General features: G+C 71.5%; 23 protein-coding genes. 5 read left to right on the top strand and 18 right to left on the bottom strand.

What is annotated here, in order from left to right; genetic code table 11:
* Window positions 1–110: 110 nt before the first annotated feature.
* The 11 genes from kynU to ACWD11_RS08900 form a co-directional block, all read right to left on the bottom strand.
* The gene (gene kynU / locus ACWD11_RS08950; RefSeq protein ID WP_389416798.1) at window positions 111–1,304 is read right to left on the bottom strand and encodes a kynureninase; all 1,194 of its coding nucleotides are present in this window, start codon (window positions 1,302–1,304) and stop codon (window positions 111–113) included.
* Window positions 1,297–2,136: a tryptophan 2,3-dioxygenase family protein gene (locus ACWD11_RS08945; RefSeq protein ID WP_451282141.1), complete on the bottom strand. Its 840-nt coding sequence runs from the start codon at window positions 2,134–2,136 to the stop codon at window positions 1,297–1,299. The genes kynU and ACWD11_RS08945 overlap by 8 nt, the downstream gene beginning before the upstream one ends.
* 160 nt (window positions 2,137–2,296) lie before the next feature.
* Window positions 2,297–2,710: a DUF3151 domain-containing protein gene (locus ACWD11_RS08940; RefSeq protein ID WP_351984480.1), complete on the bottom strand. Its 414-nt coding sequence runs from the start codon at window positions 2,708–2,710 to the stop codon at window positions 2,297–2,299.
* Window positions 2,711–2,732: 22 nt separating this feature from the next.
* Entirely contained in the window at window positions 2,733–4,181 is a 1,449-nt protein-coding gene (locus ACWD11_RS08935; protein ID WP_389416796.1) for an MFS transporter, read from the bottom strand.
* Window positions 4,182–4,246: 65 nt separating this feature from the next.
* Window positions 4,247–5,269 carry a class II fructose-bisphosphate aldolase gene (gene fbaA / locus ACWD11_RS08930; protein ID WP_389416795.1) on the bottom strand — a complete coding sequence of 341 codons (1,023 nt, stop codon included), beginning with the start codon at window positions 5,267–5,269 and terminating at the stop codon, window positions 4,247–4,249.
* Window positions 5,270–5,396: 127 nt separating this feature from the next.
* Window positions 5,397–5,945 carry an orotate phosphoribosyltransferase gene (gene pyrE, locus ACWD11_RS08925; RefSeq protein WP_389416794.1) on the bottom strand — a complete coding sequence of 183 codons (549 nt, stop codon included), beginning with the start codon at window positions 5,943–5,945 and terminating at the stop codon, window positions 5,397–5,399.
* Between the two features lie 10 nt (window positions 5,946–5,955).
* The gene (locus tag ACWD11_RS08920) at window positions 5,956–6,753 is read right to left on the bottom strand and encodes an aldose epimerase family protein (RefSeq protein ID WP_451282140.1); all 798 of its coding nucleotides are present in this window, start codon (window positions 6,751–6,753) and stop codon (window positions 5,956–5,958) included.
* Between the two features lie 274 nt (window positions 6,754–7,027).
* Window positions 7,028–8,035 carry an SRPBCC domain-containing protein gene (locus ACWD11_RS08915; protein ID WP_451282139.1) on the bottom strand — a complete coding sequence of 336 codons (1,008 nt, stop codon included), beginning with the start codon at window positions 8,033–8,035 and terminating at the stop codon, window positions 7,028–7,030.
* Window positions 8,036–8,086: 51 nt separating this feature from the next.
* Window positions 8,087–9,724 carry a polyamine aminopropyltransferase gene (locus ACWD11_RS08910; RefSeq protein WP_451282138.1) on the bottom strand — a complete coding sequence of 546 codons (1,638 nt, stop codon included), beginning with the start codon at window positions 9,722–9,724 and terminating at the stop codon, window positions 8,087–8,089.
* Between the two features lie 61 nt (window positions 9,725–9,785).
* On the bottom strand, window positions 9,786–10,322 hold the full coding sequence (locus ACWD11_RS08905) for a DUF2617 family protein (RefSeq protein ID WP_389416790.1): 537 nt from the start codon (window positions 10,320–10,322) through the stop codon (window positions 9,786–9,788).
* 373 nt (window positions 10,323–10,695) lie between these two features.
* Complete coding sequence (locus ACWD11_RS08900) at window positions 10,696–10,935, bottom strand: hypothetical protein (protein ID WP_451282136.1); 240 nt, start codon at window positions 10,933–10,935, stop codon at window positions 10,696–10,698.
* Between the two features lie 144 nt (window positions 10,936–11,079).
* On the opposite strand from ACWD11_RS08900, the gene ACWD11_RS08895 reads away from it, so the two are divergent.
* On the top strand, window positions 11,080–12,270 hold the full coding sequence (locus ACWD11_RS08895) for a pyridoxal phosphate-dependent aminotransferase (RefSeq protein ID WP_389416788.1): 1,191 nt from the start codon (window positions 11,080–11,082) through the stop codon (window positions 12,268–12,270).
* 101 nt (window positions 12,271–12,371) lie between these two features.
* Here ACWD11_RS08895 and ACWD11_RS08890 read toward each other — a convergent pair whose 3' ends face one another.
* Complete coding sequence (locus tag ACWD11_RS08890; RefSeq protein WP_389416787.1) at window positions 12,372–12,902, bottom strand: YbjN domain-containing protein; 531 nt, start codon at window positions 12,900–12,902, stop codon at window positions 12,372–12,374.
* 102 nt (window positions 12,903–13,004) lie between these two features.
* On the bottom strand, window positions 13,005–15,614 hold the full coding sequence (clpB, locus tag ACWD11_RS08885; protein WP_451282135.1) for an ATP-dependent chaperone ClpB: 2,610 nt from the start codon (window positions 15,612–15,614) through the stop codon (window positions 13,005–13,007).
* Between the two features lie 130 nt (window positions 15,615–15,744).
* Here clpB and ACWD11_RS08880 point away from each other — a divergent pair, with 130 nt between their 5' ends.
* Complete coding sequence (locus tag ACWD11_RS08880) at window positions 15,745–16,155, top strand: pyridoxamine 5'-phosphate oxidase family protein (RefSeq protein WP_389416785.1); 411 nt, start codon at window positions 15,745–15,747, stop codon at window positions 16,153–16,155.
* Between the two features lie 152 nt (window positions 16,156–16,307).
* Here the strand turns inward: ACWD11_RS08880 and ACWD11_RS08875 are convergent, their stop codons facing one another.
* Entirely contained in the window at window positions 16,308–16,646 is a 339-nt protein-coding gene (locus ACWD11_RS08875) for a hypothetical protein (RefSeq protein ID WP_351984511.1), read from the bottom strand.
* Between the two features lie 312 nt (window positions 16,647–16,958).
* On the opposite strand from ACWD11_RS08875, the gene ACWD11_RS08870 reads away from it, so the two are divergent.
* Both ACWD11_RS08870 and ACWD11_RS08865 read left to right on the top strand, forming a co-directional pair.
* Complete coding sequence (locus ACWD11_RS08870; RefSeq protein WP_389416784.1) at window positions 16,959–17,936, top strand: helix-turn-helix transcriptional regulator; 978 nt, start codon at window positions 16,959–16,961, stop codon at window positions 17,934–17,936.
* Entirely contained in the window at window positions 17,933–18,931 is a 999-nt protein-coding gene (locus ACWD11_RS08865) for a helix-turn-helix transcriptional regulator (protein WP_389416783.1), read from the top strand. Before ACWD11_RS08870 ends, ACWD11_RS08865 begins: the two co-directional genes overlap by 4 nt.
* On the opposite strand, the gene ACWD11_RS08860 is transcribed toward ACWD11_RS08865, so the two are convergent.
* Both ACWD11_RS08860 and ACWD11_RS08855 read right to left on the bottom strand, forming a co-directional pair.
* Window positions 18,885–19,931 (bottom strand): helix-turn-helix transcriptional regulator, encoded by a 1,047-nt coding sequence (locus ACWD11_RS08860; protein WP_389416782.1) that lies wholly within the window; start codon window positions 19,929–19,931, stop codon window positions 18,885–18,887. The genes ACWD11_RS08865 and ACWD11_RS08860 overlap by 47 nt on opposite strands.
* A 95-nt stretch (window positions 19,932–20,026) precedes the next feature.
* Window positions 20,027–21,133, bottom strand: coding sequence for a sugar ABC transporter substrate-binding protein (locus ACWD11_RS08855; protein ID WP_389416781.1), 1,107 nt, complete (start codon window positions 21,131–21,133; stop codon window positions 20,027–20,029).
* 259 nt (window positions 21,134–21,392) lie between these two features.
* Here ACWD11_RS08855 and ACWD11_RS08850 point away from each other — a divergent pair, with 259 nt between their 5' ends.
* Window positions 21,393–22,817 carry a PA14 domain-containing protein gene (locus tag ACWD11_RS08850; protein ID WP_451282131.1) on the top strand — a complete coding sequence of 475 codons (1,425 nt, stop codon included), beginning with the start codon at window positions 21,393–21,395 and terminating at the stop codon, window positions 22,815–22,817.
* Window positions 22,818–22,886: 69 nt separating this feature from the next.
* On the opposite strand, the gene ACWD11_RS08845 is transcribed toward ACWD11_RS08850, so the two are convergent.
* Both ACWD11_RS08845 and dnaJ read right to left on the bottom strand, forming a co-directional pair.
* Complete coding sequence (locus ACWD11_RS08845; protein ID WP_250077746.1) at window positions 22,887–23,336, bottom strand: heat shock protein transcriptional repressor HspR; 450 nt, start codon at window positions 23,334–23,336, stop codon at window positions 22,887–22,889.
* A 6-nt stretch (window positions 23,337–23,342) separates the two neighbouring features.
* Complete coding sequence (dnaJ, locus tag ACWD11_RS08840; RefSeq protein WP_389416778.1) at window positions 23,343–24,521, bottom strand: molecular chaperone DnaJ; 1,179 nt, start codon at window positions 24,519–24,521, stop codon at window positions 23,343–23,345.
* Window positions 24,522–24,528: the final 7 nt, after the last annotated feature.

Below are 24,528 nucleotides of genomic sequence, written 5' to 3'. Positions count from 1 at the left end.
GGGACGGTATCAGGCCCGTGACGTGCGCGGACACCGGGATGTGACGCTGGGTGAGGGGTAAACGGTTCTGTCGGGGGCGGGGTGGGCGCCGCGCCGCCCCGCCCCCCGGGTCAGGCGAGCAGTTCGCCCAGCGTCCGCGCCGCCTTCTCCACGTCCGCGAACCCGACGTACAGCGGCGTGAAGCCGAAGCGCAGGACGTCCGGGGCCCGGAAGTCGCCCACCACGCCCCGCTCGATCAGGCGCTCCATCACCGTGCCCGCGTCCGCGCAGCGCAGGGCGACCTGGCTGCCGCGCTCCGCGTGGGCGGCCGGGGTCAGGGACTCCACGCGCCCCGCCGGCACGTACTGCGCCACGCACTCCAGGAAGAAGTCCGTCAGCGCCAGCGACTTGGCCCGTACCGACGCGATCGACACGTCCCGCCAGACGTCCAGTGCCGCTTCCAGGGCGAGCATGGAGAGGATGTCCGGGGTGCCGACCCTGCCGCGCAGGGCGCCCGCGGCCGGTGCGTAGTCGCCGCGCATGCCGAAGGGCTCCGCGTGGGAGTTCCAGCCCGGCAGCGGGGAGTCGAAACGGGGCTGCAGGTCACGTCGTACGTACAGGTAGGCCGGTGAACCCGGGCCGCCGTTCAGGTACTTGTACGTGCAGCCCACCGCCAGGTCGACGCCGTGGGCGTCCAGGTCCACCGGCAGCGCGCCCGCGCTGTGGCACAGGTCCCAGACCGCCACGGCGCCCGCCGCCCGTACCGCCGCCGTCAGCGACGGCAGGTCGTGCAGCCGGCCCGTGCGGTAGTCGACGTGGTTCAGCAGCACCGCCGCGGTCCGGGGACCGAGCGCCCCCGGCACCTGTGACGGCCGTACCGGGCGCAGTGTGCGGCCGGTCATCCGGGCCGCCGACTCGGCGAGGTAGCCGTCCGTGGGGAAGGTCGTGGCGTCCACGAGGATCTCGTCGCGCCCCTCCCCCGCCATCCGCACGGCCGCCACCAGCGCCTTGAAGACGTTGACGCTGGTGGAGTCGCCGACCACGATCTGCCCCGGCGCCGCCCCGACCAGCGGAGCGATCCGGTCGCCGATCCGCTCGGGCGCGGTCCACCAGCCGCTCTCCTCCCAGGACCGGATGCGCAGGGCGCCCCACTGCCGCGCGACCACGTCCGCGACCTTCTCCGGCACGTTCACCGGCAGGGCGCCCAGCGAGTTGCCGTCCAGGTAGACGGCCTCGTCGAGCGCGAACTCGGCGCGCTTGTGGGCGAGTTCGTCCGCCGCGTCCAGCTTCTCCGCCCGTGCGGACAGCTCAGACAGCTCAGACATAGGACCTCGCCGTCCACAGCTCGGGGAAGACGTTCTTGCGGGCCCGCTTTTCCAGCCAGGCCACCCCGGCCGAGCCGCCGGTGCCGGTCTTCGCGCCCATCGCGCGCCGGGTGGCGACCAGGTGGTCGTTGCGCCAGCGCCACACCAGCTCGGCGACGTCCGTCAACGCCTCGCCCAGCCGGGCGACTTCGTCACCGGCGTCGCCGGAGTAGACGGCGGTCCAGGCGGCCTCGACCGCTTCGGAGGGCTCGTAGCGCTGGGAGACGTCGCGCTTCAGCACCTCCTCGGGGATGGCGTGCCCGCGCCGCGCCAGCAGCCGCAGCACCTCGTCGTACAGGCTCGGCTCGTGCAGCGCCTTCTCCAGTTCCGCGTGGACGCGGGGCGCGCCGCGGTGCGGGACGAGCATGGACGCGGACTTGTCGCCGAGCAGGAATTCCATCCGGCGGTACATGGCCGACTGGAAGCCGGAACCCTCGCCGAGGGCGGAGCGGTAGGAGTTGAACTGGGCCGGGGTGAGCTGGCCCAGCGGCTTCCAGGAGGCGTTGAGCGCCTCCAGCTCCCGCACCGAGCGCTTCAGCGCGTCGATCGCGACCGGCACCCGGTCCTCGCGCAGGGCGTGCGCGGCGGTCTCCCACTCATGGACCACGACGGTGAACCACAGCTCCATGACCTGGGTGGTGACCAGGAAGACCATCTCTCCGGGATCGTCGGAGAGGGTGTGCTGGAGGTGGGTGAGCACATCCGCCTTGACGTAGTCCTCGTACGGCGTCGTGCCGGCGAAGTCGAGATGCGGGGTCTCGGGCTCGTGGGTTTCGTGAGCCTCTTGGGACATCGCTGTCTCCTGTGGTAACTCCGGGTAGCGGTCCGCCCCTGCCGTTACCGACACGGGGGCCCCGGTCCCCACCCGAATCCTCCGGTGTGTCCCCCGGAAAGTGCAAGGCCCGACTGGATCACAGCCGGACCCGCACTCGAGGCGCCGTCCCGCCGACGGGCTAGCCCAGTGTCTGGGCGGCCGCCGGTGAGGAGTCCTTCAGGAACTGCGTGCAGCGCTCGTACTCCTCCTGCTCGCCGATGGAACCGGCGGCCCGGGCGAGGGCGTGCAGGGCGCGCAGGAAGCCGCGGTTCGGCTCGTGCTCCCACGGCACCGGGCCGTGGCCCTTCCAGCCGCTGCGGCGCAGGGCGTCCAGACCGCGGTGGTAGCCCGTACGGGCGTAGGCGTACGACTCCACGACGCTGCCCCGCTCGAACGCCTCGTCGGCCAGCTGGGCCCAGGCCAGGCAGGACGTCGGGTACTGCGCGGCGACGTCCGCGGGGGCCGTGCCGGACGCGAGGAGCTCACGGGGCTCCGGGTCGTCGGGGAGGTGGGTCGGGGGCGGGCCCCCGAGGAGGTTCTCGTGAATCGTCATGGGCTCCAGTCTGAGGCATCCGCTAGGGGATGCGTCCCTTGGCCCGTTCCCCTTCCAGGGGCGGCGCGGTGATCGAGCCATGGGTGAGGCACTCCGGCCGCCGGCAGTCCGGCGGCAGCCGTCGTACGGTCGCGAAGGCCACGGCGGAGCCCACCACCATCACCCCGGCGCACAGCAGCATGGCCCGGCCGAAGGAGTCGTCGAAGGCGTCCGGGGAGCGGTAGGCGTCCTCCCCCATCCCGGTCAGCAACGGCAGCGCGGCCACCGCCACCAGACCGGCGGCGCGGGCGGCCGCGTTGTTGATGCCGCTGGCCAGGCCCGCCCGCGTGACATCCACGGAGGCGAGGACGGTGGAGGTGAGCGGGGCGACCAGGGTGACCAGGCCGGCCCCGAAGACGAGGACGGCGGGCAGCACGTCGGCCGCGTACGAGGCGTCCGGCCCGACCCGCAGCATCAGCAGCAGCCCGGCCGCGCACACCAGCGGCCCGGCGGTGAGCGGGATCCGCGGGCCGATCCGGTCGGCCAGCTCGCCGGACCGGGCGGAGAGCAGCAGCATCAGGACCGTCGTCGGCAGCAGGGCCGTACCCGCGGCGAGCGCCGAGTAGCCGGAGACGACCTGGAGCTGGAGCGCGGCGAGGAAGAAGAACCCGCCGAGGGCCGCGTACACGCACAGGGTGACCAGGTTGACGGCGGTGAACTGGCGGGAGGCGAAGATGCCGAGCGGCATCATCGGGTCGGGGCGCCGCTTCTCGACCTGGACGAAGGCGATCCCGAGGGCGACGCCCAGGGCCGCGCTGATCCAGTCCGACTCGATCAGCGCGTACGTCACCAGCGCGAGCGCCAGCGCGCCGAGGGCGGCACCGAGCACGTCGAAGCGGCCGTGTTTGCTGCCGTCGCCCGATTCCGGCACATGGCGCAGGGCGACCGGCACGCACAGCAGGGCCAGCGGCACGTTGAGCAGGAACACCCACCGCCAGCCGGGTCCGTCCACCAGCCAGCCGCCGAGGAACGGCCCCACGGCCGCCCCGATGCCGCCGAACCCGGACCACAGGCCCACCGCCCGGCCCCGGTCGTCGGGGTGGAAGGAGGCCTGGATGAGGGCGAGGGAGCCGGGCGTGAGCAGCGCCCCGCCGATGCCCTGGAGGGCGCGGGCGGCGATCAGGATCTCGGCGTTCGGGGCGAGCCCGCACAGCAGGGAGGCGACCGCGAACCAGATCACGCCGATGACGAAGATCCGGCGGCGGCCGTAGCGGTCGCCCAGGGAGCCGCCGAGCAGGATCAGCCCGGCCAGGGCCAGCATGTACGCGTTGACCGTCCACTGCAGGGCGGAGAGGTTCGCGTCCAGGTCCTCGCCGATCCGCGGGAGGGCGACGTTGACCACCGTCGAGTCCAGCAGGGCCATGCTGGATCCGAGCACGGTGGTGAGCAGGATCCACTTGCCCTGCGCGGAGGCGATCCGGACGTCACGCATGCCCCCAGGTATACAGCGAGCCCGGCGCCGTAGACAGGCGCCGGGCTCAGCAGTGCACTCAGGAACTACTTGATCTTGGTGCCCGTGGAGCGCAGGTTCCCGCAGGCCTCGACGACGCGCGCGGCCATGCCCGCCTCGGCCAGCTTGCCCCAGGTCCGCGGGTCGTAGGTCTTCTTGTTGCCGACCTCGCCGTCGACCTTCAGGACGCCGTCGTAGTTCTGGAACATGTGGGCGGCGACCGGACGCGTGAAGGCGTACTGGGTGTCGGTGTCGAGGTTCATCTTCACGACGCCGTTCTCCAGCGCGGTGGCGATCTCCTCCGCGGTGGAGCCGGAACCGCCGTGGAAGACGAAGTCGAACGGGCTGGACTTGCCGTACTTCTCGCCCACGCCCTGCTGGAGGTCCTTCAGCAGCTCGGGGCGGAGGACGACGTTGCCCGGCTTGTAGACGCCGTGCACGTTGCCGAAGGAGGCGGCCAGCAGGTAGCGGCCCTTCTCGCCCAGGCCGAGGGCCTCGGCGGTGCGCAGGGCGTCGTCGACGGTGGTGTACAGCTCGTCGTTGATCTCGTGGGTGACGCCGTCCTCCTCGCCGCCGGTCGGGGTGATCTCGACCTCGAGGATGATCTTCGCGGCGGCGGCGCGGGGCAGCAGCTCCTGGGCGATGGCCAGGTTGTCGGCCAGGGTCTCGGCGGAGCCGTCCCACATGTGCGACTGGAACAGCGGGTTGCGGCCGGCCTTCACGCGCTCCTCGGAGACCGCGAGCAGCGGGCGTACGTAGCCGTCCAGCTTGTCCTTCGGGCAGTGGTCGGTGTGCAGCGCGATGTTGACGTCGTACTTGGCGGCGACGATGTGCGCGAACTCGGCCAGGGCGACGGCGCCGGTGACCATGTCCTTGCTGTGCTGGCCGCCGAGGAACTCCGCGCCACCGGTGGAGATCTGGACGATGCCGTCGCTCTCGGCCTCCGCGAAGCCGCGCAGCGCAGCGTGCAGGGTCTGGGAGGAGGTCACGTTGATGGCCGGGTAGGCGAACTTGCCTGCCTTCGCCCGGTCGAGCATCTCGTTGTAGACCTCGGGGGTTGCGATGGGCATGTGTCCGCTCCTTGTGATGTGCGGGTTGCGTTCTGCGTGCTGACGGCCCTGACCTAGACCTGGGGAGGCGACATCGTCGTCGTCGCGCCCATCCTTCCAGACGAACCGGGATGCTCCGAGAGCCGTCTCAGTCCAGGCCCAGCTCGTCCTTGGAGTAGGCGAAAAGGTACGGCACCCCGGCGCCCTCCTCGATCTTCTCGGCGGCCCCGGTCGCCCGGTCGACGATCGTGGCGACGGCGACGACCTCGGCGCCGGCCTCGCGCACGGCCTCCACGGCGGTCAGCGGGGAGCCGCCGGTGGTGGAGGTGTCTTCGACGACGAGCACCCGGCGGCCCGCGATGTCCGGGCCCTCGACGCGGCGCTGGAGCCCGTGCGCCTTGGCGGCCTTGCGGACGACGAAGGCGTCCAGCTTGCGGCCGCGGGCCGCGGCGGCGTGCAGCATCGCCGCGGCGACCGGGTCGGCGCCCATGGTCAGGCCGCCGACCGCGTCGAAGTCCAGGCCGTCGGTGAGGTCCAGGAGCACCTGGCCGACCAGCGGGGCGGCCTCCCCGTCGAGGGTGATGCGGCGCAGGTCGACGTAGTAGTCGGCCTCCAGCCCCGAGGAGAGGGTCACCTTGCCGTGCACCACGGCCTTGTCCTTGATCTGTTGCAGCAGTGCGCCACGTGCGTCCGTCATGCCGAACAGCTTATTCGGCGTGGAGGCGGGTCCAGCTCCAGGTGGTCGTGGCCTCCAGCGGCTCCAGCGGGGTGACCAGGCGGGGGAGGGTGTTCAGTCCGTTCGGCGGACCGGTCTGCGGCTCCACGCAGACGGCGGCCTCCTGCTCGTCGTAGACGACGACCCATTTCTCGCGGCTGGTCACCCTCAGCGCGAGCCGGTCCGGCCAGGTGAGGGTGACGTCCACGCCGTCCGGCATGCCGAAGCAGTCGTCCCACGGGCCCGGCTTCGGGTCGATGCGGTGACCGGTGGGCAGGTGGTCCTCGCCGCGCTCCTCCTGCCAGGCGGGGGCGAAGTCGAGGGTGGCGTCCGTGCCGCCGAGGGTGCGGTTGAACCACGGGTGCCAGCCGATCTGGGCCGGGAAGGAGTCCTCGTACGTCTCCACCGACATGGTGAGCGTCAACGAGCTCTCGGTCAGGCTCACCACCTGGGTGACCCGTCCGCTGTGCGGCCACGGGTCCACCAGGTCGTACGTCATCACCGCCTCGTCCGGTGTCCGGCGGGCGGTGCGCCAGGCGCCGTCGCGGGCCGTGCCGTGGATGGCGTGGGGCGGGGAGTTCAGGGGCATCTGGACGACGTCGGCGCCGTCCCGGAAGCGGCCGTCCCTGATGCGGCCGCACCACGGGACCATCGGGAAGCACCCGAACCGGTCGCCCTGGCGCAGGAGTTCGGTTCCGCCGACACGGAGTCCTCCGATCCGGCCACCCTTGCCCGGTTGTACGGTCACCTCCGCGTCGCCCGCGGTCAGCGTGATCTCTGCATCACTCACGGGACGACCCTACTGGGCCGTTCAAGAGGGCCTACGCGCCACGTCGACCCTACGGGCGTCCCCTGATGACCCGGCTGACGCCAATCACGGAGGCAGGGCGAGGGCGGCCACGGGGGTCGCCCAGGGGAGCGCTGAGACGGCGGCGATGAATTGGGGCGCGGGGGCGGCGTCTCCGCAGCGCGCGACTCACGGCGATCGCGGAGGCCACGGCGAGCACCGCCTCAGGAGGCGCCCAGCGGAGCGCGGGGACGGGGGCGTAGTAGCCGCGTCGGTCCTACCGGCGTCGCCTCAGGGCCCGGCTGACGACGATCGCGGAGGCCACGGCGAGGGCCGCCGCGGGGGCCGCCCAGCGGAGCGCGGAGACGGGGGCGGTGGAGTGGGGGGCCGGGACGGGGGCGTAGCGGCCGCGGGGCGGGGCGTGGTCGACCTCTTCGGCGCTGCGGCCGATCATGGTGCGGCGCGCGTGCGCGGCTTCGGGGGCGGCCTGCGGAGCCTCCTCGCCGTCCGGGGATGGGGGCGGGCCCGGCGGAGTCTCTACGACATCCGCGGGCTCGGGGGCCTCGGGCGCCGGGGTCTCCGGCTCGGGGGTAGCAGGCTTTGTGTTCTCGGGCGCCGCAGGCTCCCGCTCGGAAGTGGCGGACTTCGCGGTCTCGGCCGCCGGAGCCTCCGACTCGGAGGCAGCAGGCCCCGCGGTCTCAGCTCCGGCGGTCTCCGGCTCGGGCGCCGCGGTCTTGGGCGCCGCGGTCTTGGGCGCCGCGGTCTTGGGCGCCGCGGTCTCCGGCTCGGAGGTAGCAGGCCCCGCAGTCTCGGGCGCCGCGGGCTCACGGTCGGGACGTGTAAGGGCCGCGTCCGGCTGGGGCTCTGTTGACGGGAGGTTTTCCGCGAAGCGGGTCAGTAGTCTCGTCATCGCCGAGTCGACCTGGTCCGGCGGGAGTTGGGCGATGCGGCCGTCCGCCGTCGCCGTGGCGTCGAAGGTCAGCGTCGAGCCGTCCTCCGCCTCGCTCACGCGCAGCGTCAGGGACAGCTTCACCGAACCCGTCCCCCGCGCCTCGGTCGCGTCACCCTCCACCGCGTACGTGCCGTCCTCCCGCGGTGCCAGCCGCAGGACGCCGCGGTACGTGATCGTGTGGCCGCCCACCCGTACCTTCAGGCGTCCGCTCATCGGGGTCCGCGCGCCCGCGTCCTGCTGGAGCCCGGGAAGCGCCCGGGCAACCCGCGCGGGGTCGGACAGCGCCTCCCGCAAGCGAGCCGTGGATACCGGAACGAACACGTCAAGCTCCATGTCAGCGGAGCCTACCCAGGGAAGGTGCCGTCGCACCCCTCGTCGCCGCAATCAGTAGCGCGGATGCACCAGCGTGGACGCCGGCAGCCCCCGTACCCGTGAGACCCCCGCCGCCTTCGCGTCCTCCCGCAGACGGGCCTCGGTCAGGGTGCGCAGGCGCGGCCCGTCGGGGGGCAGGCCCAGGACCGGGGCGGAACCCCGCGCCGCCAGGACGAAGCCCCAGTCGTGCGGTGCGTCCGCCCGCCTGGCGGAGCGGTCCGGACCCGCCGCGAAGCCGTGGTCCCGCCCCGCCACGCAGTACGGCGCCGTCCGCAGGCCCGCCGCCCGCAGCGTCGCCTCGACCGTCCAGAAGACCCCGGGCCGGGACACCGCCGGGCCCGTGTGCACCACCAGGCGTCCGTCGTCGGCCAGCACCCGCCTGACCAGGCCGTAGAACTCCTGCGAGTACAGCTTGGTGCTCGCCGTGATGCCCGGGTCGGGGAGGTCGGAGACGACGACGTCGTAGCGGACGGTGGGCGTTCCCCGCAGATGGCGGAAGGCGTCCGCCGTGACGACCCGCACCCGGGGGTCGGCGTGGACATGGCCGTTGAGGCGGCTGAGGGCCGGGTCCTCGCGGGCCAGCCGGACCACCTCCGCGTCCAGTTCCACGATGTCCACCCGGCGCACCCCGCGCTGCCGCAGCACTTCTCGCGCCGCCAGCCCGTCACCGCCGCCCAGGATCAGCACCCGCTCGTGCGGACCGTTCATCGCCGGGTGGACCAGGGCCTCGTGGTAGCGGTGCTCGTCGCGTCCGCTGACCCGGAGGCGGCCGTCGAGGTAGAGGTCGACCGGGTCGCCGTCGGTGCCACCGGTGAGGACCACCTCCTGGACGTCGGTCTGGACCGCCACGCGGACGTCGGCGCCGTACACCGCGTGCCGGGCGGCCCGCTCGAAGTCGTCGACATGGGCGGCGGCCGCGGCCAGGATGCCGAGGGCCACGAGATTGCCGGCGAGCAGCAGCAGCCGGGCGCGCCGGGTCAGGTCACCGCGGAACAGGCCGAGCACCAGGGCACCGCCGGCCAGCGCGTTGACCGCGCCGGTGATCAGGGCGCCGGTCAACTGGCCCAGCAGGGGCAGCAGGAGGAACGGAAAGGCGAGGCCCCCGACGAGCGCGCCGACGTAGTCCGCGGCGAACAGGTCGGCCACCGCGCCGCCCGCGTCCTGCCGCCGGATGCGCTGGATCAGCTCCATCAGCAACGGCACTTCGGCGCCGATCAGCAGGCCGATGGCGAGGGAGAAGGCGACCAGCAGCACCCGGGGCCCCTCGCCCCAAGGGCCGCCCCAGTCGCCGGTCCAAGCGAACACGCCGTACAGCGCCGGCGCGCTGCACCCGCCGACCAGGGCGAGGACCGTCTCGATCGCGCCGAACCCGGCGGCGGCGTGCCAGCGCAGGCGTTTGGCGACGAGCGAGCCGAGGCCCATGGCGAAGACCATGACGGACAGCACCACGGAGGCCTGGGTGACCGAGTCGCCGATCAAGTAGGAGGCGAGGGCGACCAGTTCGAGTTCGTACACCAGTCCGCAGGCGGCGCAGACGAAGACGCACGCGAGGACCAGGAACCGGCCCGTCGCCGGCCGGACGGGCAGCCGCGCCGGGTCGCCCCAGGGTGCCGGGGCGGCGGGCGGGGCGGGCGCGTGCGGTTCGATCACGCTGCGACGTTACGTCACGGGCGCGTCACGCTTTGTCACCCACACGTGTGGAACTGCCGTCTCAAACCCCCGATGCGCTCAGGGCGCTTGCCGGAACCCGGACCCCGACCCGGCTCCGGGTCGCCACCAACTGGCCGTCCTGCGGGTAGGCATGCCAGGTCCGCCAGTGCACCTGGCCCTCGCGCCAGTGCGCCAGCATCGCGGTGAACGCGTGCGGGCTGCCGGGGAAGACGCCGGCCAGACCATGCGGATGGTCGGCGACCAGCGCGAGCAACTCCTGGGCGCGCCCGGCGAACTGACCCGGCGCCAGCACCTCGACGCGGGCGGCGAACTCGTACTCCCAGTCGCCGACGCGCTTGGCGACGCCCAGCGGGAGGGGCGTGCTGCTGCCCGGGATGCACGCCACCGTCTCCGAGGAGTTGCCCCGCTCCTCCTCCAGGATGACCTGGTGGGACGCGCCGAGGAGTCTCAACTGGAGCTTCGCCGAGCACAGTTCGAGGTCGAGGGTGGCCAGTGCGGGGAGCGGCTCACGCCCCAGGGCCCAGGCGAGGTCGGCCGCGCGCGTGTCGGTGTAGGCGGTGTTCAGGGTCGTGAGCATGGATCGGCTCCGCTAGCGAGCAAAGAAAAGGGGAGGTGTGGTCCGGCGCATCCCGGTCGGCACCGGGAGATCGGCCCGGTCAGCCCGGTCGGCGAGTCAGGGGGGTGGCCGCGGGGCGTACGAGGGCTGCGTTGGTGATTTAGAGGGAATCATGAACGGCGGCGCCACCACAGCGTTTTTACCCAACTTCGTAGGGTTTCCATCCCTCAGGGGGCTGCACAGCGCAACTGTTCAACCCCCGCGTGCGCCGTGTCGGCTGGGTCGTACGCCGGAGCACGGCCCCAGCCGCGCCCACGACGGCGGGACCCGCCCTCGTGGGCGGGCCCCGCCGGTCCGGATGCGGTTCCCCCTGCCGGAGCTCAGCTGCCCCGTGTCAGCTGCCTCCCCCGCATCCGCCCCCGCCGCCCCCACCGCAGGACGACGATCCGCCCCCGCACGACGAGCCGCCGCTGTCCCCGCCCCCGGCCCACCAGCCGCCGCTGCCGCCGTCGGTGCCGTCGTGACGGCGGGACGAGCGCCGGCTGCCGTGGGCCATCTGCCGGTTACCGGCACCCACGATCGCCAGCATGATCAGACCCGCGAACAGAACCACCAGGATGATGCCGATAGCCATGGGCATGACGTCACCCTCCTCCCGTTTGGCGCAGCTCCCCCGAAGCGGCCCCCCGTGGGCGCCTCGCCAGCTGCGTGACCGGGAAATGCCCCTCCCGCTCGCGGCCCAAAGCAGAGTTGAGGAACTCCAGAGCTTCGGCGCAGGATGACCGCCATGACCTCACGCGCGCGTCCCCTTCTCAACCGCAGCCTCGCCGAGTTCGGAACGACGATCTTCGCCGAGATGTCGGCGCTGGCCCTGACCACCGGAGCCATCAACCTGGGCCAGGGATTCCCCGACACCGACGGTCCCGAGGAGATCCGGGAGGCGGCGGTGCGCGCGCTGCGCGACGGACGCGGCAACCAGTACCCGCCGGGCCCCGGCGTGCCCGAGCTGCGCACCGCGGTCGCCGCGCACCAGGAGCGCCGGTACGGCCTGTCCTACGACCCGGACACCGAGGTCCTGGTGACGGCGGGGGCGACGGAGGCGATCGCCGCGTCCTTGCTGGCGCTGCTGGAGCCGGGCGACGAGGTGGTGGCGCTGGAGCCGTACTACGACTCCTACGCGGCCTGTATCGCGATGGCGGGTGGCCGCCGGGTCCCGGTCACCCTGCGCCCGGACCAGGGACGCTTCCGTCTCGACCTCGACGAGCTGCGCGCCGCGGTCACCGACCGCACCCGGCTGCTGCTGATCAACACCCCGCACAACCCCACCGGCACGGTCCTCAGCCGTGAGGAGCTGGCCGCGGTGGCGGAGCTGGCCGTGGCGCGGGACCTGCTGGTGGTGACGGACGAGGTGTACGAGCACCTGGTCTTCGACGGCGCCGAGCACCTGCCGCTGGCCGGCTTCCCCGGGATGCGGGAGCGGACGGTCACCATCGGCTCCGCGGGCAAGAGCTTCTCGTTCACCGGCTGGAAGGTCGGCTGGGTGACCGCGGCTCCCGGGCTGGTGGCGGCCGTACGCTCGGCGAAGCAGTACCTGACGTACGTGGCCTCCGGGCCCTTCCAGTACGCCGTCGCCGAGGCGCTCGCGCTGCCCGACTCCTTCCTCGCCGGGTTCCGCGCGGACATGCAGGCCAAGCGGGACCTGCTCGCGGCGGGCCTGCGGGACGCGGGCTTCGGGGTGTTCACCCCGTCGGGCACCTACTTCATCACCACCGACATCCGCCCGCTCGGCGAGTCGGACGGCTTCGCCTTCTGCCGCGCCCTGCCCGAGCGCGCCGGGGTCGTCGCCATCCCCAACGCCGTCTTCTACGACCACCGGGACGAGGGCGCGCCCTTCGTCCGGTTCGCCTTCTGCAAGCGGACCGAGGTGCTGGCGGAGGCCGCGCGGCGGCTGAAGCACCTGGCCGGCTGACACCGGTCGACCGGTTGACCGGCGCGTACGGCAAGAGCCCGCCCCGGGCACGCGACCGAGTCGGTCGGTGCCCCGGACGGGCTCCCGTGGGTCCGGGCCGGTTACTCCTCGTCGCCCTCGGGCTTCTCGGTGTCGTTGACCTCCTGCTCCAGGCCGAGCTGCTCCACCAGCCACTTGTCGAACTCGATGGCGGCGCGCACCCAGCTGACCGTGGAGGAGACGAAGTGCTCCAGGCTGACGCCGGTGCCGATCAGCATCTGCGCCTCGCCGATCAGGCGGACGGTGCCGTCGTCGTGGGTGTGGGTGTACAGCTTGGGCCACAGGGTGCGCCGGTTCCAGTCGTCGATGGACTCCAGCAGCTGCGGCTTCTCGTCGATCTGGTGGGGGCGGTCGTAGAACGTCCGCACCGAGAAGATCTGCTGCTCACCCTCGCCGCGGAACATGAAATACGTACGGAACTGCTCCCACGGCGCCGCGAGGTCACCCTCGTCGTCGACGACGTACTTGAGCTCCATCTGGTCGAGGAGCTGCTTCACGAGGTCCTGATCCGGGACGACGGGGCCCGCCGGACCTTGGGGCTGCGGCTCGGGCTGGCCCCCGAAGTTCGGAATCGAGGACGGGTCGATGGTCACCGTGTATTTCCCTTCGTACGGATCCCGCCATCCTCTCCCATGCGGGGAGGGGGGTGGCAAGCCCCGCCCCGCATGGTTCACCTGCGGTTGGCGGATTTCAGCTCAGAGCGTTTTTCCGGCCGCCGGTCCTACGATCAGACCGTCGCCGAAGGTGTCCACGCGGACCGTGTCGCCGTCCTTGATCTCGCCGGCCAGGATCTCCTTGGCGAGGCGGTCGCCGATGGCCGTCTGGATCAGGCGGCGCAGCGGCCGGGCGCCGTAGGCGGGGTCGTTGCCCTCGTCGGCGAGCCAGGTCAGGGCCTCGTCGGTGATCTCCAGGGTGAGGCGGCGCTCGGCGAGCCGCTTGGCCAGGCGGTCGATCTGGAGGCGGGCGATCCGGCGCAGCTCGTCCTTGCCGAGCGCCGAGAAGACGACCAGGTCGTCCAGGCGGTTGAGGAACTCCGGCTTGAAGGCGGTCCGCACCACCTCCAGGACCTGTTCCTTCTTCTCCAGCTCGGTGCTGATCGGGTCGACCAGGAACTGGCTGCCGAGGTTCGAGGTCAGCACGAGGATGGTGTTGCGGAAGTCGACCGTGCGGCCCTGTCCGTCGGTGAGCCGTCCGTCGTCCAGCACCTGGAGCAGGATGTCGAAGACCTCGGGGTGCGCCTTCTCCACCTCGTCCAGCAGCACCACGGAGTACGGCCGCCTGCGCACCGCCTCCGTCAGCTGGCCGCCCTCCTCGTACCCGACGTAACCGGGAGGCGCGCCCACCAGCCGGGACACGCTGTGCTTCTCGCCGTACTCCGACATGTCGATGCGGACCATGGCCCGCTCGTCGTCGAAGAGGAAGTCGGCCAGCGCCTTGGCCAGCTCGGTCTTGCCGACGCCGGTGGGGCCGAGGAAGAGGAAGGAGCCGGTGGGCCGGTCGGGGTCGGCGATGCCCGCGCGGGTGCGCCGTACGGCGTCGGACACGGCCTGGACCGCCTCCGTCTGGCCGATGAGCCTGCGGCCCAGCTCCTCCTCCATGCGCAGCAGCTTCTGGGTCTCGCCCTCCAGCAGGCGTCCCGCCGGGATGCCGGTCCAGGCGGCCACGGTGTCGGCGATGTCGTCCGGCCCGACCTCCTCCTTGACCATGGTGTCCTTGGCGGCCTCCTCCTCGGCCTCGGAGGCTGCCTCCAGGTCCCGCTCCAGGGTCGGGATCTCGCCGTAGAGCAGCTTGGAGGCGGTGTCGAAGTCGCCGTCGCGCTGGGCCCGTTCGGCTTGGCCGCGCAGTTCGTCGAGCTTCTCCTTCAGCTCACCGACCCGGTTGAGGGACTGCTTCTCCTTCTCCCAGCGGGCGGTCAGGCCGCGCAGCTCCTCCTCCTTGTCGGCGAGGTCACGGCGCAGCCGCTCCAGGCGCTCCCGGGAGGCGGGGTCGGTCTCCTTGCTCAGCGCCAGCTCCTCCATCTTCAACCGGTCGACGGCGCGCTGGAGTTCGTCGATCTCGACGGGCGAGGAGTCGATCTCCATCCGGAGGCGGGAGGCCGCCTCGTCGACCAGGTCGATGGCCTTGTCGGGGAGAAAGCGGGAGGTGATGTAGCGGTCGGAGAGGGTGGCGGCGGCGACCAGCGCGCTGTCGGCGATCACGACTTTGTGGTGGGCCTCGTAGCGGCCCTTGAGTCCGCGCAGGATGGCGATCGTGTCCTCGACCGTCGGCTCGGCGACCAGCACCTGCTGGAAGCGGCGCTCCAGCGCGGGGTCCTTCTCGATCCGCTCGCGGTACTCGTCGAGGGTGGTGGCGCCGACCATGCGCAGCTCACCGCGGGCGAGCATGGGCTTGAGCATGTTCCCGGCGTCCATGGCGGAGTCGCCGCCGGCGCCGGCGCCCACGACGGTGTGCAGCTCGTCGATGAACGTGATGATCTGACCGTCGGAGTCCTTGATCTCCGCGAGCACGGTCTTCAGCCGCTCCTCGAACTCGCCCCGGTACTTGGCCCCGGCGACCATCGCGCCGAGGTCCAGCGCCACCAGCCGCTTGTCCTTCAGCGACTCGGGCACGTCCCCCTTCACGATCCGCTGGGCGAGGCCCTCCACGACGGCGGTCTTGCCGACGCCGGGCTCGCCGATGAGGACGGGGTTGTTCTTGGTACGGCGGGACAGCACCTGGACGACCCGGCGGATCTCCTGGTCCCGGCCGATGACGGGGTCGAGCTTGCCCTCCCGTGCGGCGGCCGTGAGGTCGGTACCGAACTTCTCCAGGGCCTTGTACTGGCCCTCCGGATCGGCTGTGGTCACCCGGCGTCCTCCCCTTGCCTTCCGAAACGCCTCCAGCAGCTTCTTCGCGGTGGCGCCCTGCTGGGAGAGTACGTCGGCGGCCGGGCCGCCCTTCGCCGCGATACCGATGAGCAGGTGCTCGGTGGAGAGGTACTCGTCCCCCAGCTCCTGGGCCTTGGCCTGCGCCTCGGCGATCGCCGCGAGCAGCTCCCGGTTGGGCTGCGGGGGCGCCACGGTGGAGCCGGTGACGCTGGGCAGGCCGGCGAGCACCCTCTCGGCCCCGGCGCGCACGGCCGCCTGGTCGGCCTCCACGGCGGTCAGCAGGTCGGTGATGTTCGCGGTGTCCTGCCCGCGGCCTTGCCCCTGCAGCAGAGCCAGGAGCAGATGGGCGGGTGTGAGGTCGGGGTGGCCCTCCGTCACGGCCCGGTTGCCGGCCGCGTTGATGGCGTCCCGGCTCCTGTTGGTCAGCTCTGCGTCCACGGTCGACTTCTCCTCCTGTCGAGAGCCCTTATCCACGCTGACTCAGCCAACGTACACAAAGTTGAGTCTATTCCACTCAAGGTGGGACCCGAATAGTGCCGGGAGGTTCCGGCGGCTAAGTTCCGGCGGCATGAGCTATTCCGTGGACCCGGGTGCCCCCGACGAGCCGTATCTCAGCTTCTGGCGGGAGCGGCACCTGTGCACGCTGACGACGCCGCGCCCGGACGGCAGCCCGCATGTGGTGCCGGTCGGGGTGACGTACGACCCGGAGGCGGGTCTGGCCCGGGTGATCACGAACAGGACGAGCGCCAAGGTGGCCCATGTGCTGGCCGCCGGGCCCGCCGGGGCGCGGGTCGCGGTGTGCCAGGTGGCCGGGCGGCGGTGGGCGACGCTGGAGGGGCGGGCGCGGGTGCGCACCGAGCCGGAGCGGATCGCGGAGGCCGAGCGGCGCTACGCCGAGCGCTACCAGCGGACGCCGGCGCCGAATCCGGCGCGCGTGGTGATCGAGATCGAACTGGAGCGGGCCATGGGGCGCGGCTGACCGGGCGCGAAGGACGGTTTTCGGCCAGCACGGGATCAGGCGGATAACCGGACATGTCCCGCAAAACTGCAGCGGCGTCACCGTGTTCAGGTCACGGTGACGCCGCTGCGGGGGGAAGCACCTGAGCGATCTGTTACGACGGGGGAATCGCGTCAGGCACTGCGGGGGGTGGCTGAGATGGTCCGGTCCACCGGGACCTCCGGGTCCACCAGTTGCTCGTGGTCCCGCTGGTCCAGGTTCACAAAGATCATTCCGTATCGGATGGCACAGCGCACCGGCTGCGGCGCCCCCCGGGGCCGTCGCAGACACCGGTAGGCACGCAGGTCCTCGTCCTCGTCCCGGGTGACGACGACCGGTTCTCCGAAGACAGTCACCATCAGCGAGTCACCAGGGTGGGGGATGGCGGTGACCAGATCGATGAAGTGCCAGCCGGAGCGGTAGGCGGTGGCCATCTCGCGACGGAAGGAGCGGTCGTCGGGTGGGGTCGTCACGTCAGCTCCACGCGCTGTCATCCGTGTGGACAGGAGTATCGCCCCCAGCCGCGCCGGCGGCCGGACTCGACCAGGCACTGTCACCGTTCACACCCGAGAGCCCACTCAGCGATCCGAAGGCCACAACGGCGGAGAAGGCGGCGACAAGTACCGAGCGAAGCATTCTCTTACGCATAGTCGGCTTCGTCCTCACTTGAAGGTCCCCTCTTCCCCCGTCGGATAAGACGATGGCTCATTCGGGCACGTCATGGCCACACGATCGGTGCATCATGTTCCTGCATGTTCAGGACCCTGGGGGGTGGAGATTTAGCAATGAATCGGACTAAAGCGACGCATCCCCACGCTGTGACGGAGCTGTGCGAGGAAGGCGGTCGTCTTTACGCGAACGCGTTGCGCATGGGACGTATCGCCCGCTCGGACACGGAATCCGCCCCGTGCCTGATGGAGTTCGCCCTGCTCCACCCCGACCCCGACGACGCGAGCTGGCTGCGCCCGGTGCCGCCCGCGGTCGCCCTGGCACAGCGGCTCAATCCCATAGAGCGGGAGATCACCGAGCACCGCCGGCTCTCGATCGAACTGGCCAACGCTTTCGAGCCGTTCATGGCCCTCAGCGCCCAGGGCGCGGCGTCCACCCACTCCATCACCGTATTGGAAGGCCTCGACCGCATCAACGCGGCGCTCGACCTGGCCATCGCCCAGTGCCAGAACGAGATGCTCACCGTCCAGCCCAGCCACCGGCACCCCGAGCGCCGGCTCGTCGAGGCGCTGGAGCGGGACAAGCTGCTGATCGAACGCGGGGTACGGATCCGCACCCTCTACCAGCACACCGCCCGCTACAGCCCCGAACGGCTCGCCTGGGTCGACCACTTCGCCGACGGCAAGGCGGAGTACCGCACCATCGACGAACTGGTCGAGCGGCTCATCATCTGCGACGAGGCGGTCGCCTTCATCCCCATCCGGGACGACCGGCAGGTCGCCCTGGAACTGCGCCACCCCGGCCTCGTGGGCTACCTCATCAAGGTGTTCGAGTTCATGTGGAGCCGCGCGGTCCCGCTGAGCGCCGGCGCCCCCTACGAGGCCGACCCGGACGGCATCACCGACATCCAGCACTCCATCGCCAAGCTGCTCGTGGAGGGCCATGTCGACGAGGCCATCGCCCGGCGCCTGGGCATGAACGTCCGCACCTGCCGGGCCCACATAGCCAAGCTCGCCAACGCCCTCGGCAGCGGCAGCCGGGCCCAGCTCGGCTACCTCATCGCACAGTCCGGGATCCTGGACCGCGAGCAGTGAACGGCACCGGGCACCCCGAACACGGCGTGGACGAGCTGTGCGCGCCCGGCGCACGCCTGTACGAGTACGCCCTGCGGCACGGCCCGATAGGCGCTCAGGAGGCCGCCCAGGCCCCTTGCCTGGTCGATGCGGGGCTGCTCCAGCCGACCGTGGGGGACATCGGCCTGCTGGAGCCGGTCGCCCCGGCCACCGCCCTGCACCGGCTGCTGCGCGCCTCCGCGGAACGCGTCGCCGAGGAGCGCCGGCGCGAACTGGCCCTCGCGGAGACCTTCGAGGCCTGGATGCGGATCGACGGCCGGCACGCGGCCGACGACCGGCAGCCGCTGATCGAGGTGATCGGCGGCAAGCGGCGCATCAACGATGTCCTCACCGAGGCCATGGCCGAGGCCGAGCGCGAAGTGCTCAGCATCCAGCCGCACACCAGTTACGGCTCCCGCACCAACCCCGCCACCCACCTCGCCGCCATGGCCCGCGACCAGGACCTGCTCGACCGCGGCGGCCGCATCCGCACCCTCTACCCGCACACCCTGCGCCACTCCCCCCAGGTCATGGCGCGGTACGAGGAACTGGTGGGCGATGTCGAGGCGCGCACCCTGGACGAGGTCACCGACCGGCTGATCTGCGTGGACCGCACGGTGGCCTTCATCCCGGCGAACGCCGACGCCACCCACGCCCTGGAGATCCGCCACCCGGCCCTGATCTCCTACTTCGCCACCACCTTCGACCGGCTGTGGCAGCTGGCGACGCCGATGTACCCCGAGGCGGTCCAGCAGCCGACGCTCAACGGCATCACCCCGCGCCAGCGCGCCATCGCCCGGCTCCTGGTGGAGGGCCACACCGACACCGCCATCGCGGACCGGCTCGGCATGAACGTCCGTACCGCCCGGGTGCACATCGCCAAGCTCGCGGCGACGCTCGGCAGTGAGAGCCGGGCCCAGCTCGGCTATCTCATCGGGCGGTCGGGGATCCTCGGCCGGGAACACCGGGAAGGCTGACCGGTCCGAGGCCGCCCGGCCGGGGCGGTCCGTCCAGGCCGGCCTGGGCGATCCGGACGCCGAGCTGGGTACGGCTGGCCGCTCCGAGCGTCTCCGAGAGCCGGGCGATATGGGCGCGGCAGGTGCGGACGCTGATGCCGAGGCGCTCGGCGATCACCGCGTCCTGATGGCCCTCGGCGAGCAGGGCGGCGATGGACCGCTCCCGGGAGGAGATGCCCTCGATGCCGGTCTCGGGCAGCGGCGCGGTGAGCGGGATCGCCAGGCGCCACAGCCGTTCGAAGACCGTCACCAGGTACTGCACGAGCGCGGGGTGGCGCAGTTCCAGGGCGAGGGTGCGGTCGGCGTTGGCGGGGATGAAGGCGACCGTGCGGTCGAAGAGGATCAGCCGGTCGATGACCTCCTCCAGGGTGCGCGCCTCGACCGTGTCGCCCATCAGCTCCAGGTAGTTGAGCAGCCCCTGCCCGTGCCGGGCCACATGCGTGTACAGGTCGCGCATCCGCACCCCGCGGGCGCGCAGGGCCATCGCGCGGTGCAGGCCCTCGGTCAGCTCGTGCTCGGGGCGGATGCCGCCCGGCTGCACGGTGAGCACCTCGGTGGTGCAGGCGTCGGTGGCCTCGTCCATCGCGGCCTGGATCCGGGACAGCCCGTCCAGGACACGGATCGCGCTGCCCTCCGCGGGGCCGTTGTGCGGCTGCGGGCCGAGCCCCGCGTACCACTCGAAGGCGGCGACCGCCGAGCCCATCCGCCGCTGGCTGGTGCTGACCTCGTCGTACACCCCGCGCAGCAGCCGGGTCATGACCTCCTGCGGAGAGGTCGGCACCAGCCAGGCCATGTCGTCGGGGTCCGGGTGCAGCAGCGCCAGTTCCAGCAGGCAGGGCACCGCCTCCGCGTCCTCGCGGGGCACACGGCCGCGCCGTACGGCCCGGGAATACACCCGATCCCCGGCCTCGCACAGTCGGTCAGCACCGTGTGGATGCCCGTCCGTCCCGTGCCCGGCCATCGTCCATCCCACCCCCGGTTCCAGCGTCTTCCGCAGCGCAAACTATGCGCGGACGGGACGTGGTCCGCAACACGCCTCGGCGGCCCCGGCGGTGGTTACGTGAGCCCGATCTCGTCGCACGCCGCCTCGTACTTGGCGGCGCAGATCTCGGAGAGCTTGTAGATGCCGTCCTCGACGACGGTCTCCTTGATGTTCTCCCGCGTCAGCGCGACCACCGGGACGAGCTGGGCGGGGATGTCCTGGGTGGTGGGGCTGTCCACGCGGTCCGCGGTGAGCGAGTCGAACTTGATGTCCTTGCCCTGGATCCTGGCCACGGCCATCTCGGCGGCGGCCTCGGCCTCCTCCGGGTAGGACTTGTACACGCTCATGTACTGCTCGCCGGTGACGATCCGCTGCACGGCGTCGAGTTCGGCGTCCTGGCCGGTGATCGGCGGCAGCTCGGTGACGCCCGCGGCCTCCAGGGCCTTGATGACACCGCCGGCCATGCCGTCGTTGGCGGAGTAGACGGCCGCGATGTTGGCGGCGCCGATCTCCTCGATCGCCTCGGCCATGTTGGCCTCGGCGTTCTCCGGCTTCCAGTCCTTGGTGTCGTAGGACTTGGCGATCGTCACCTGGCCCTGGAGCTCGGAGAGCGCGCCCGCCTTGAACTGCTTGGCGTTCGGGTCGGTGGGCGAGCCGTTCATCATGACGATCTTCGTCGAGGTGTCGACGTCACCGCCGAGCTCGGCCATCAGGGAGCGGCCCTGCACCTCGCCGACGAGTTCGTTGTCGAAGGAGATGTACGCGTCGATCGGGCCCTCGGCCAGGCGGTCGTAGGCGATGACCGGGATGCCGGCGTCCTTGGCCTTCTGCACGTCGGTGGCGATGGCCTGGGAGTCCACCGCGTCCAGCAGGATGACGTCGACCTCGTCGTCGATCATCTTCTGCATCTGCCGGCTCTGATTGGCGGCGCTGGCGTCGGCGTTGGCGTACGCGACCTGGCCCTTGTTGTCGGTGAGCTCGGCCACCTTGGCCCGGATGATGGGGTGGTCGAACTTGTCGTAGCGGGTGTTGGCCTTCTCCGGCAGGAGGAGACCCACCGTGATGTCGTTCCCCTTGGTCGGGCTCGCGTCGGCGCTGTCTCCCGTCACTCCCAGGGCGCCGCAGGCGGAGAGCGAGAGGGCCATCGAGGACGCGGCCAGACATATGGCGGTACGACGCATTGGGGAGCTCACTTCTGGTGCCTTCCGGACGAGGGCGCAGCATTGCGACCCAGGTGACTGAAAAGCCAACGCGGCGGTGCCATCCCGCGTCAAGCGGAATCACTTAACGAGTGCGCAACGCCACGCTCCGCTTGGCTTGTGAAGGTATGGCGGAACCCCCTCCAAACAGCCGTTACGACCCCTCCGTACAACCAACCCGCCTCCTCGCGGGTCGTGATCACGACAGCCGTCCCATGGCTGCCCTACCTCAGAGGACCGAATGAACCCAGCCAGAAGCACGGCCGCCGCGACCGTGCTCGCCACCGCGGCGGGCCTGCTCGCCGCCGTCGTCACCCCCGCCTCCGCGGCGGTCAGTTGCACCTCCCCCGTCTTCAAGCGGACGTTCTACGCGAACACCACCTTCTCCGGCACCCCGAAGAAGACGGACTGCGACAGCGTGATCGACCAGAACTGGGGCACGGGCGCCCCCGCGTCCGGGCTGCCGTCGAACAACTTCGGCGTCCGCTGGACCGTGACCCGGGACTTCGGCTCCGGGGGGCCGTTCACCCTCAGCGCCTCCGGCCTCGACGGCATCCGGGTCTACCTGGACCCCGGCACCGAGAACGCCCGCAAGATCAGCCTGTGGACGAACACCTCCACCACCGTCTCCAAGACCGTCGACGTCACCATCCCCAAGGGCAAGCACACCCTGCGCGTCGACTACGTCAACTGGACCGGCTCCGCCAAGGTCAAGTTCGCCTACACACCCCGCACTTCGGCGAGCGTCGACAAGGTCGGCCCGCTCACCCCGGCGGGCGCCGCGGCGACGTACGACCAGACCACCGGCAAGGCGAAGGTGACCTGGGCGAAGAACAAGGAGATGGACCTCGCGGGGTACCGGATCTACCGGCGCGCCAAGGGCGGTGCGTATCCCGGCACTCCGCTGGCGACGACGACGTCGACGTCGTACACCGACTCGACCCTCCCCGTGACCGGGGCCGCCTACGAGTACGCCGTCCACGCCTACGACAAGGCAGGGAACGTGTCGCCGAAGACCGCTTCCCTCGCCGTCACGACGGCCGACCGGACGGCGCCCGGTGTGCCGGGCGGGCTGAGCACCGCTTCCGAGATGGACGGGCTCCGGGTCAGGTGGACCACCGTCACGGGAGCTGCCTCCTACCGGGTGTACCGGGCGGCGACGGCGGACGGGACGTACACGCGGGTCGGCGGCACTGCCGAGGGCTCCTTCGTGGACTCCTCGACCGAGGAGGACGCCACCTACTACTACCGGGTGAGCTCGCTCGACGCGGCAGGAAACGAGTCCGCACGGTCCGCGGCCGTCAGCGGCGAGGGCCCGGACCTCACCCCGCCGTCCGCGGTGACCGGGGTGACCGTCGTCCCGACCGAGTACGGCTTCCACGTCAGCTGGGACCCCAATCCCACGCCCGATCTGGCGCGTTACGTCGTCCGCCGGGGTGAGCTGTGGGGCGACGAGGAGGAGCGCGTGTGTTCCCTCTACCCGGGCTACTACGTGTCCGCCGGCACCACCTCGTACGAGTACGAGACCGTCCCGGACGGTGAGGAGTCCTGCTTCATCGTCGACGCCGTGGACGACGACGGGAACTCGTCCTTCCAGTGGACCGGCGAGGCGCAGATCGTCGTCGCCACCGAACTGGACCTGACGACACCCGACTCGGCGCCATGAGAGAACCGGCATGAGAAAACCGGGCCCACCGCGGTGGGCCCGGTTCCTTCGTGCGCTTGCGTGCCGCGGTCAGTCCGACTGCTGCCGCTTGGGCCGCCACACCACCAGCGCGCTGGTCTGCTGGACCTCCTGATACGGCACCAGGTCGCGGCGGTACGACGCGTGCACCGCGGCTTCCCGCTGCTGCATCGCCGTGGCCGCGCCGTCCAGGGCCGACTGGAGTTCGGCGACCCGGTTCTGCAGGGCCGCCACCTGGTTCTCCAGCTCGATGATCCGCTTGATGCCGGCCAGGTTGATGCCCTCGTCCTGCGACAACTGCTGCACCTGGCGGAGCAGTTCGATGTCGCGGGCCGAGTAGCGCCTGCCCCGTCCGGCGGTGCGGTCCGGGGAGACGAGGCCGAGCCGGTCGTACTGGCGCAGCGTCTGCGGGTGCAGACCGGAGAGCTGGGCCGCCACCGAGATGACGTAGACCGGGGTCTCCTCGGTCAGCTCATACGGGTTGCGTCGACGGCCGTCCATCTGGCATCAAGCTCCCTTCGCGGACTGGAACAGCTCCGCCCGCGGATCCTCACCCGCGGTCGCCTCGCGATACGCCTCCAGTGCGTCCCGAGCCTTCCCCGTCAGGTCCTTCGGGACACTCACCTCGACGGTGACCAGCAGGTCCCCGCGGGTGCCGTCCTTGCGGACCGCGCCCTTGCCCCGGGCCCGCATGGTGCGGCCGTTGGGGGTGCCGGGCGGCAGCTTCAGGGTGACCGGCGGTCCGCCCAGGGTGGGCACCCTGACCTCGCCGCCGAGGGCCGCCTCCGGATACGTCACCGGGACGGTCACCGTGAGGTTGTCGCCCTTGCGGCCGAACACCGGGTGGGTGTCCACATGCACCGTGACGTACAGGTCTCCGGCCGGGCCGCCCCGCTCGCCGGGCGCGCCCTTGCCGCGCAGCCGGATGCGCTGGTTGTCGCTCACCCCGGCCGGGATGCGCACCTGCATGGTCCGCGACGACTTCGCGCGACCGCTGCCCTTGCAGATCTCGCAGGGGGTCTCCGCGATCAGACCGCGGCCCTTGCAGTCCGGGCAGGGGTCGGTCAGCGAGAAACCGCCGCCGGAGCCCCGGGCCACCTGTCCGGTGCCGACACAGGTCGGGCACACCCGCGGGTTGCCGTTCTTGTCGCCGGTGCCCGAACAGGCCTTGCACGGAGACTGCGAGGACATCCTGAGGGGCACGGTCGCGCCCTCGATCGCCTCGGTGAAGGTGAGCGTGACCTCGGTGTCGATGTCCTGGCCGCGCCTGGGCTGGACCCGGGTGGTACCCGAGCCGCCCCGGTTGAACAGGCCCCCGAAGACGTCACCGAGTCCGCCGCCGAAGCCGCCGGCTCCCTGGCCGCCCTGGGCGGCGCCGCCGAAGAGGTCGCCCAGGTCGAAGTTGAACGAGCCGCCGCCCGCTCCCGGCCCCGGACGGAACCCGCCGTTGCCGAAGAGGGCGCGGGCCTCGTCGTACTCCTTGCGCTTCTTGGGGTCGCCGAGGATGTCGTTGGCCTCGGAGATCTCCTTGAAGCGCTCCTCGGCCTTGGTGTTGCCCTTGTTGGCGTCCGGGTGGTACTCGCGGGCGAGTTTGCGGTACGCCTTCTTGATCTCGGCCTCGGTGGCGTCCTTGGGGACGCCGAGGACCTTGTAGTAGTCCTTCTCGATGAAGTCCTTGGTGCTCATCCCCGAC

It is taken from the genome of Streptomyces sp. NPDC002776 (genome assembly GCF_053592195.1).
Note: the sequence above shows the minus strand (reverse complement) of the source record. Positions and strands in the feature narration are given on the sequence as shown.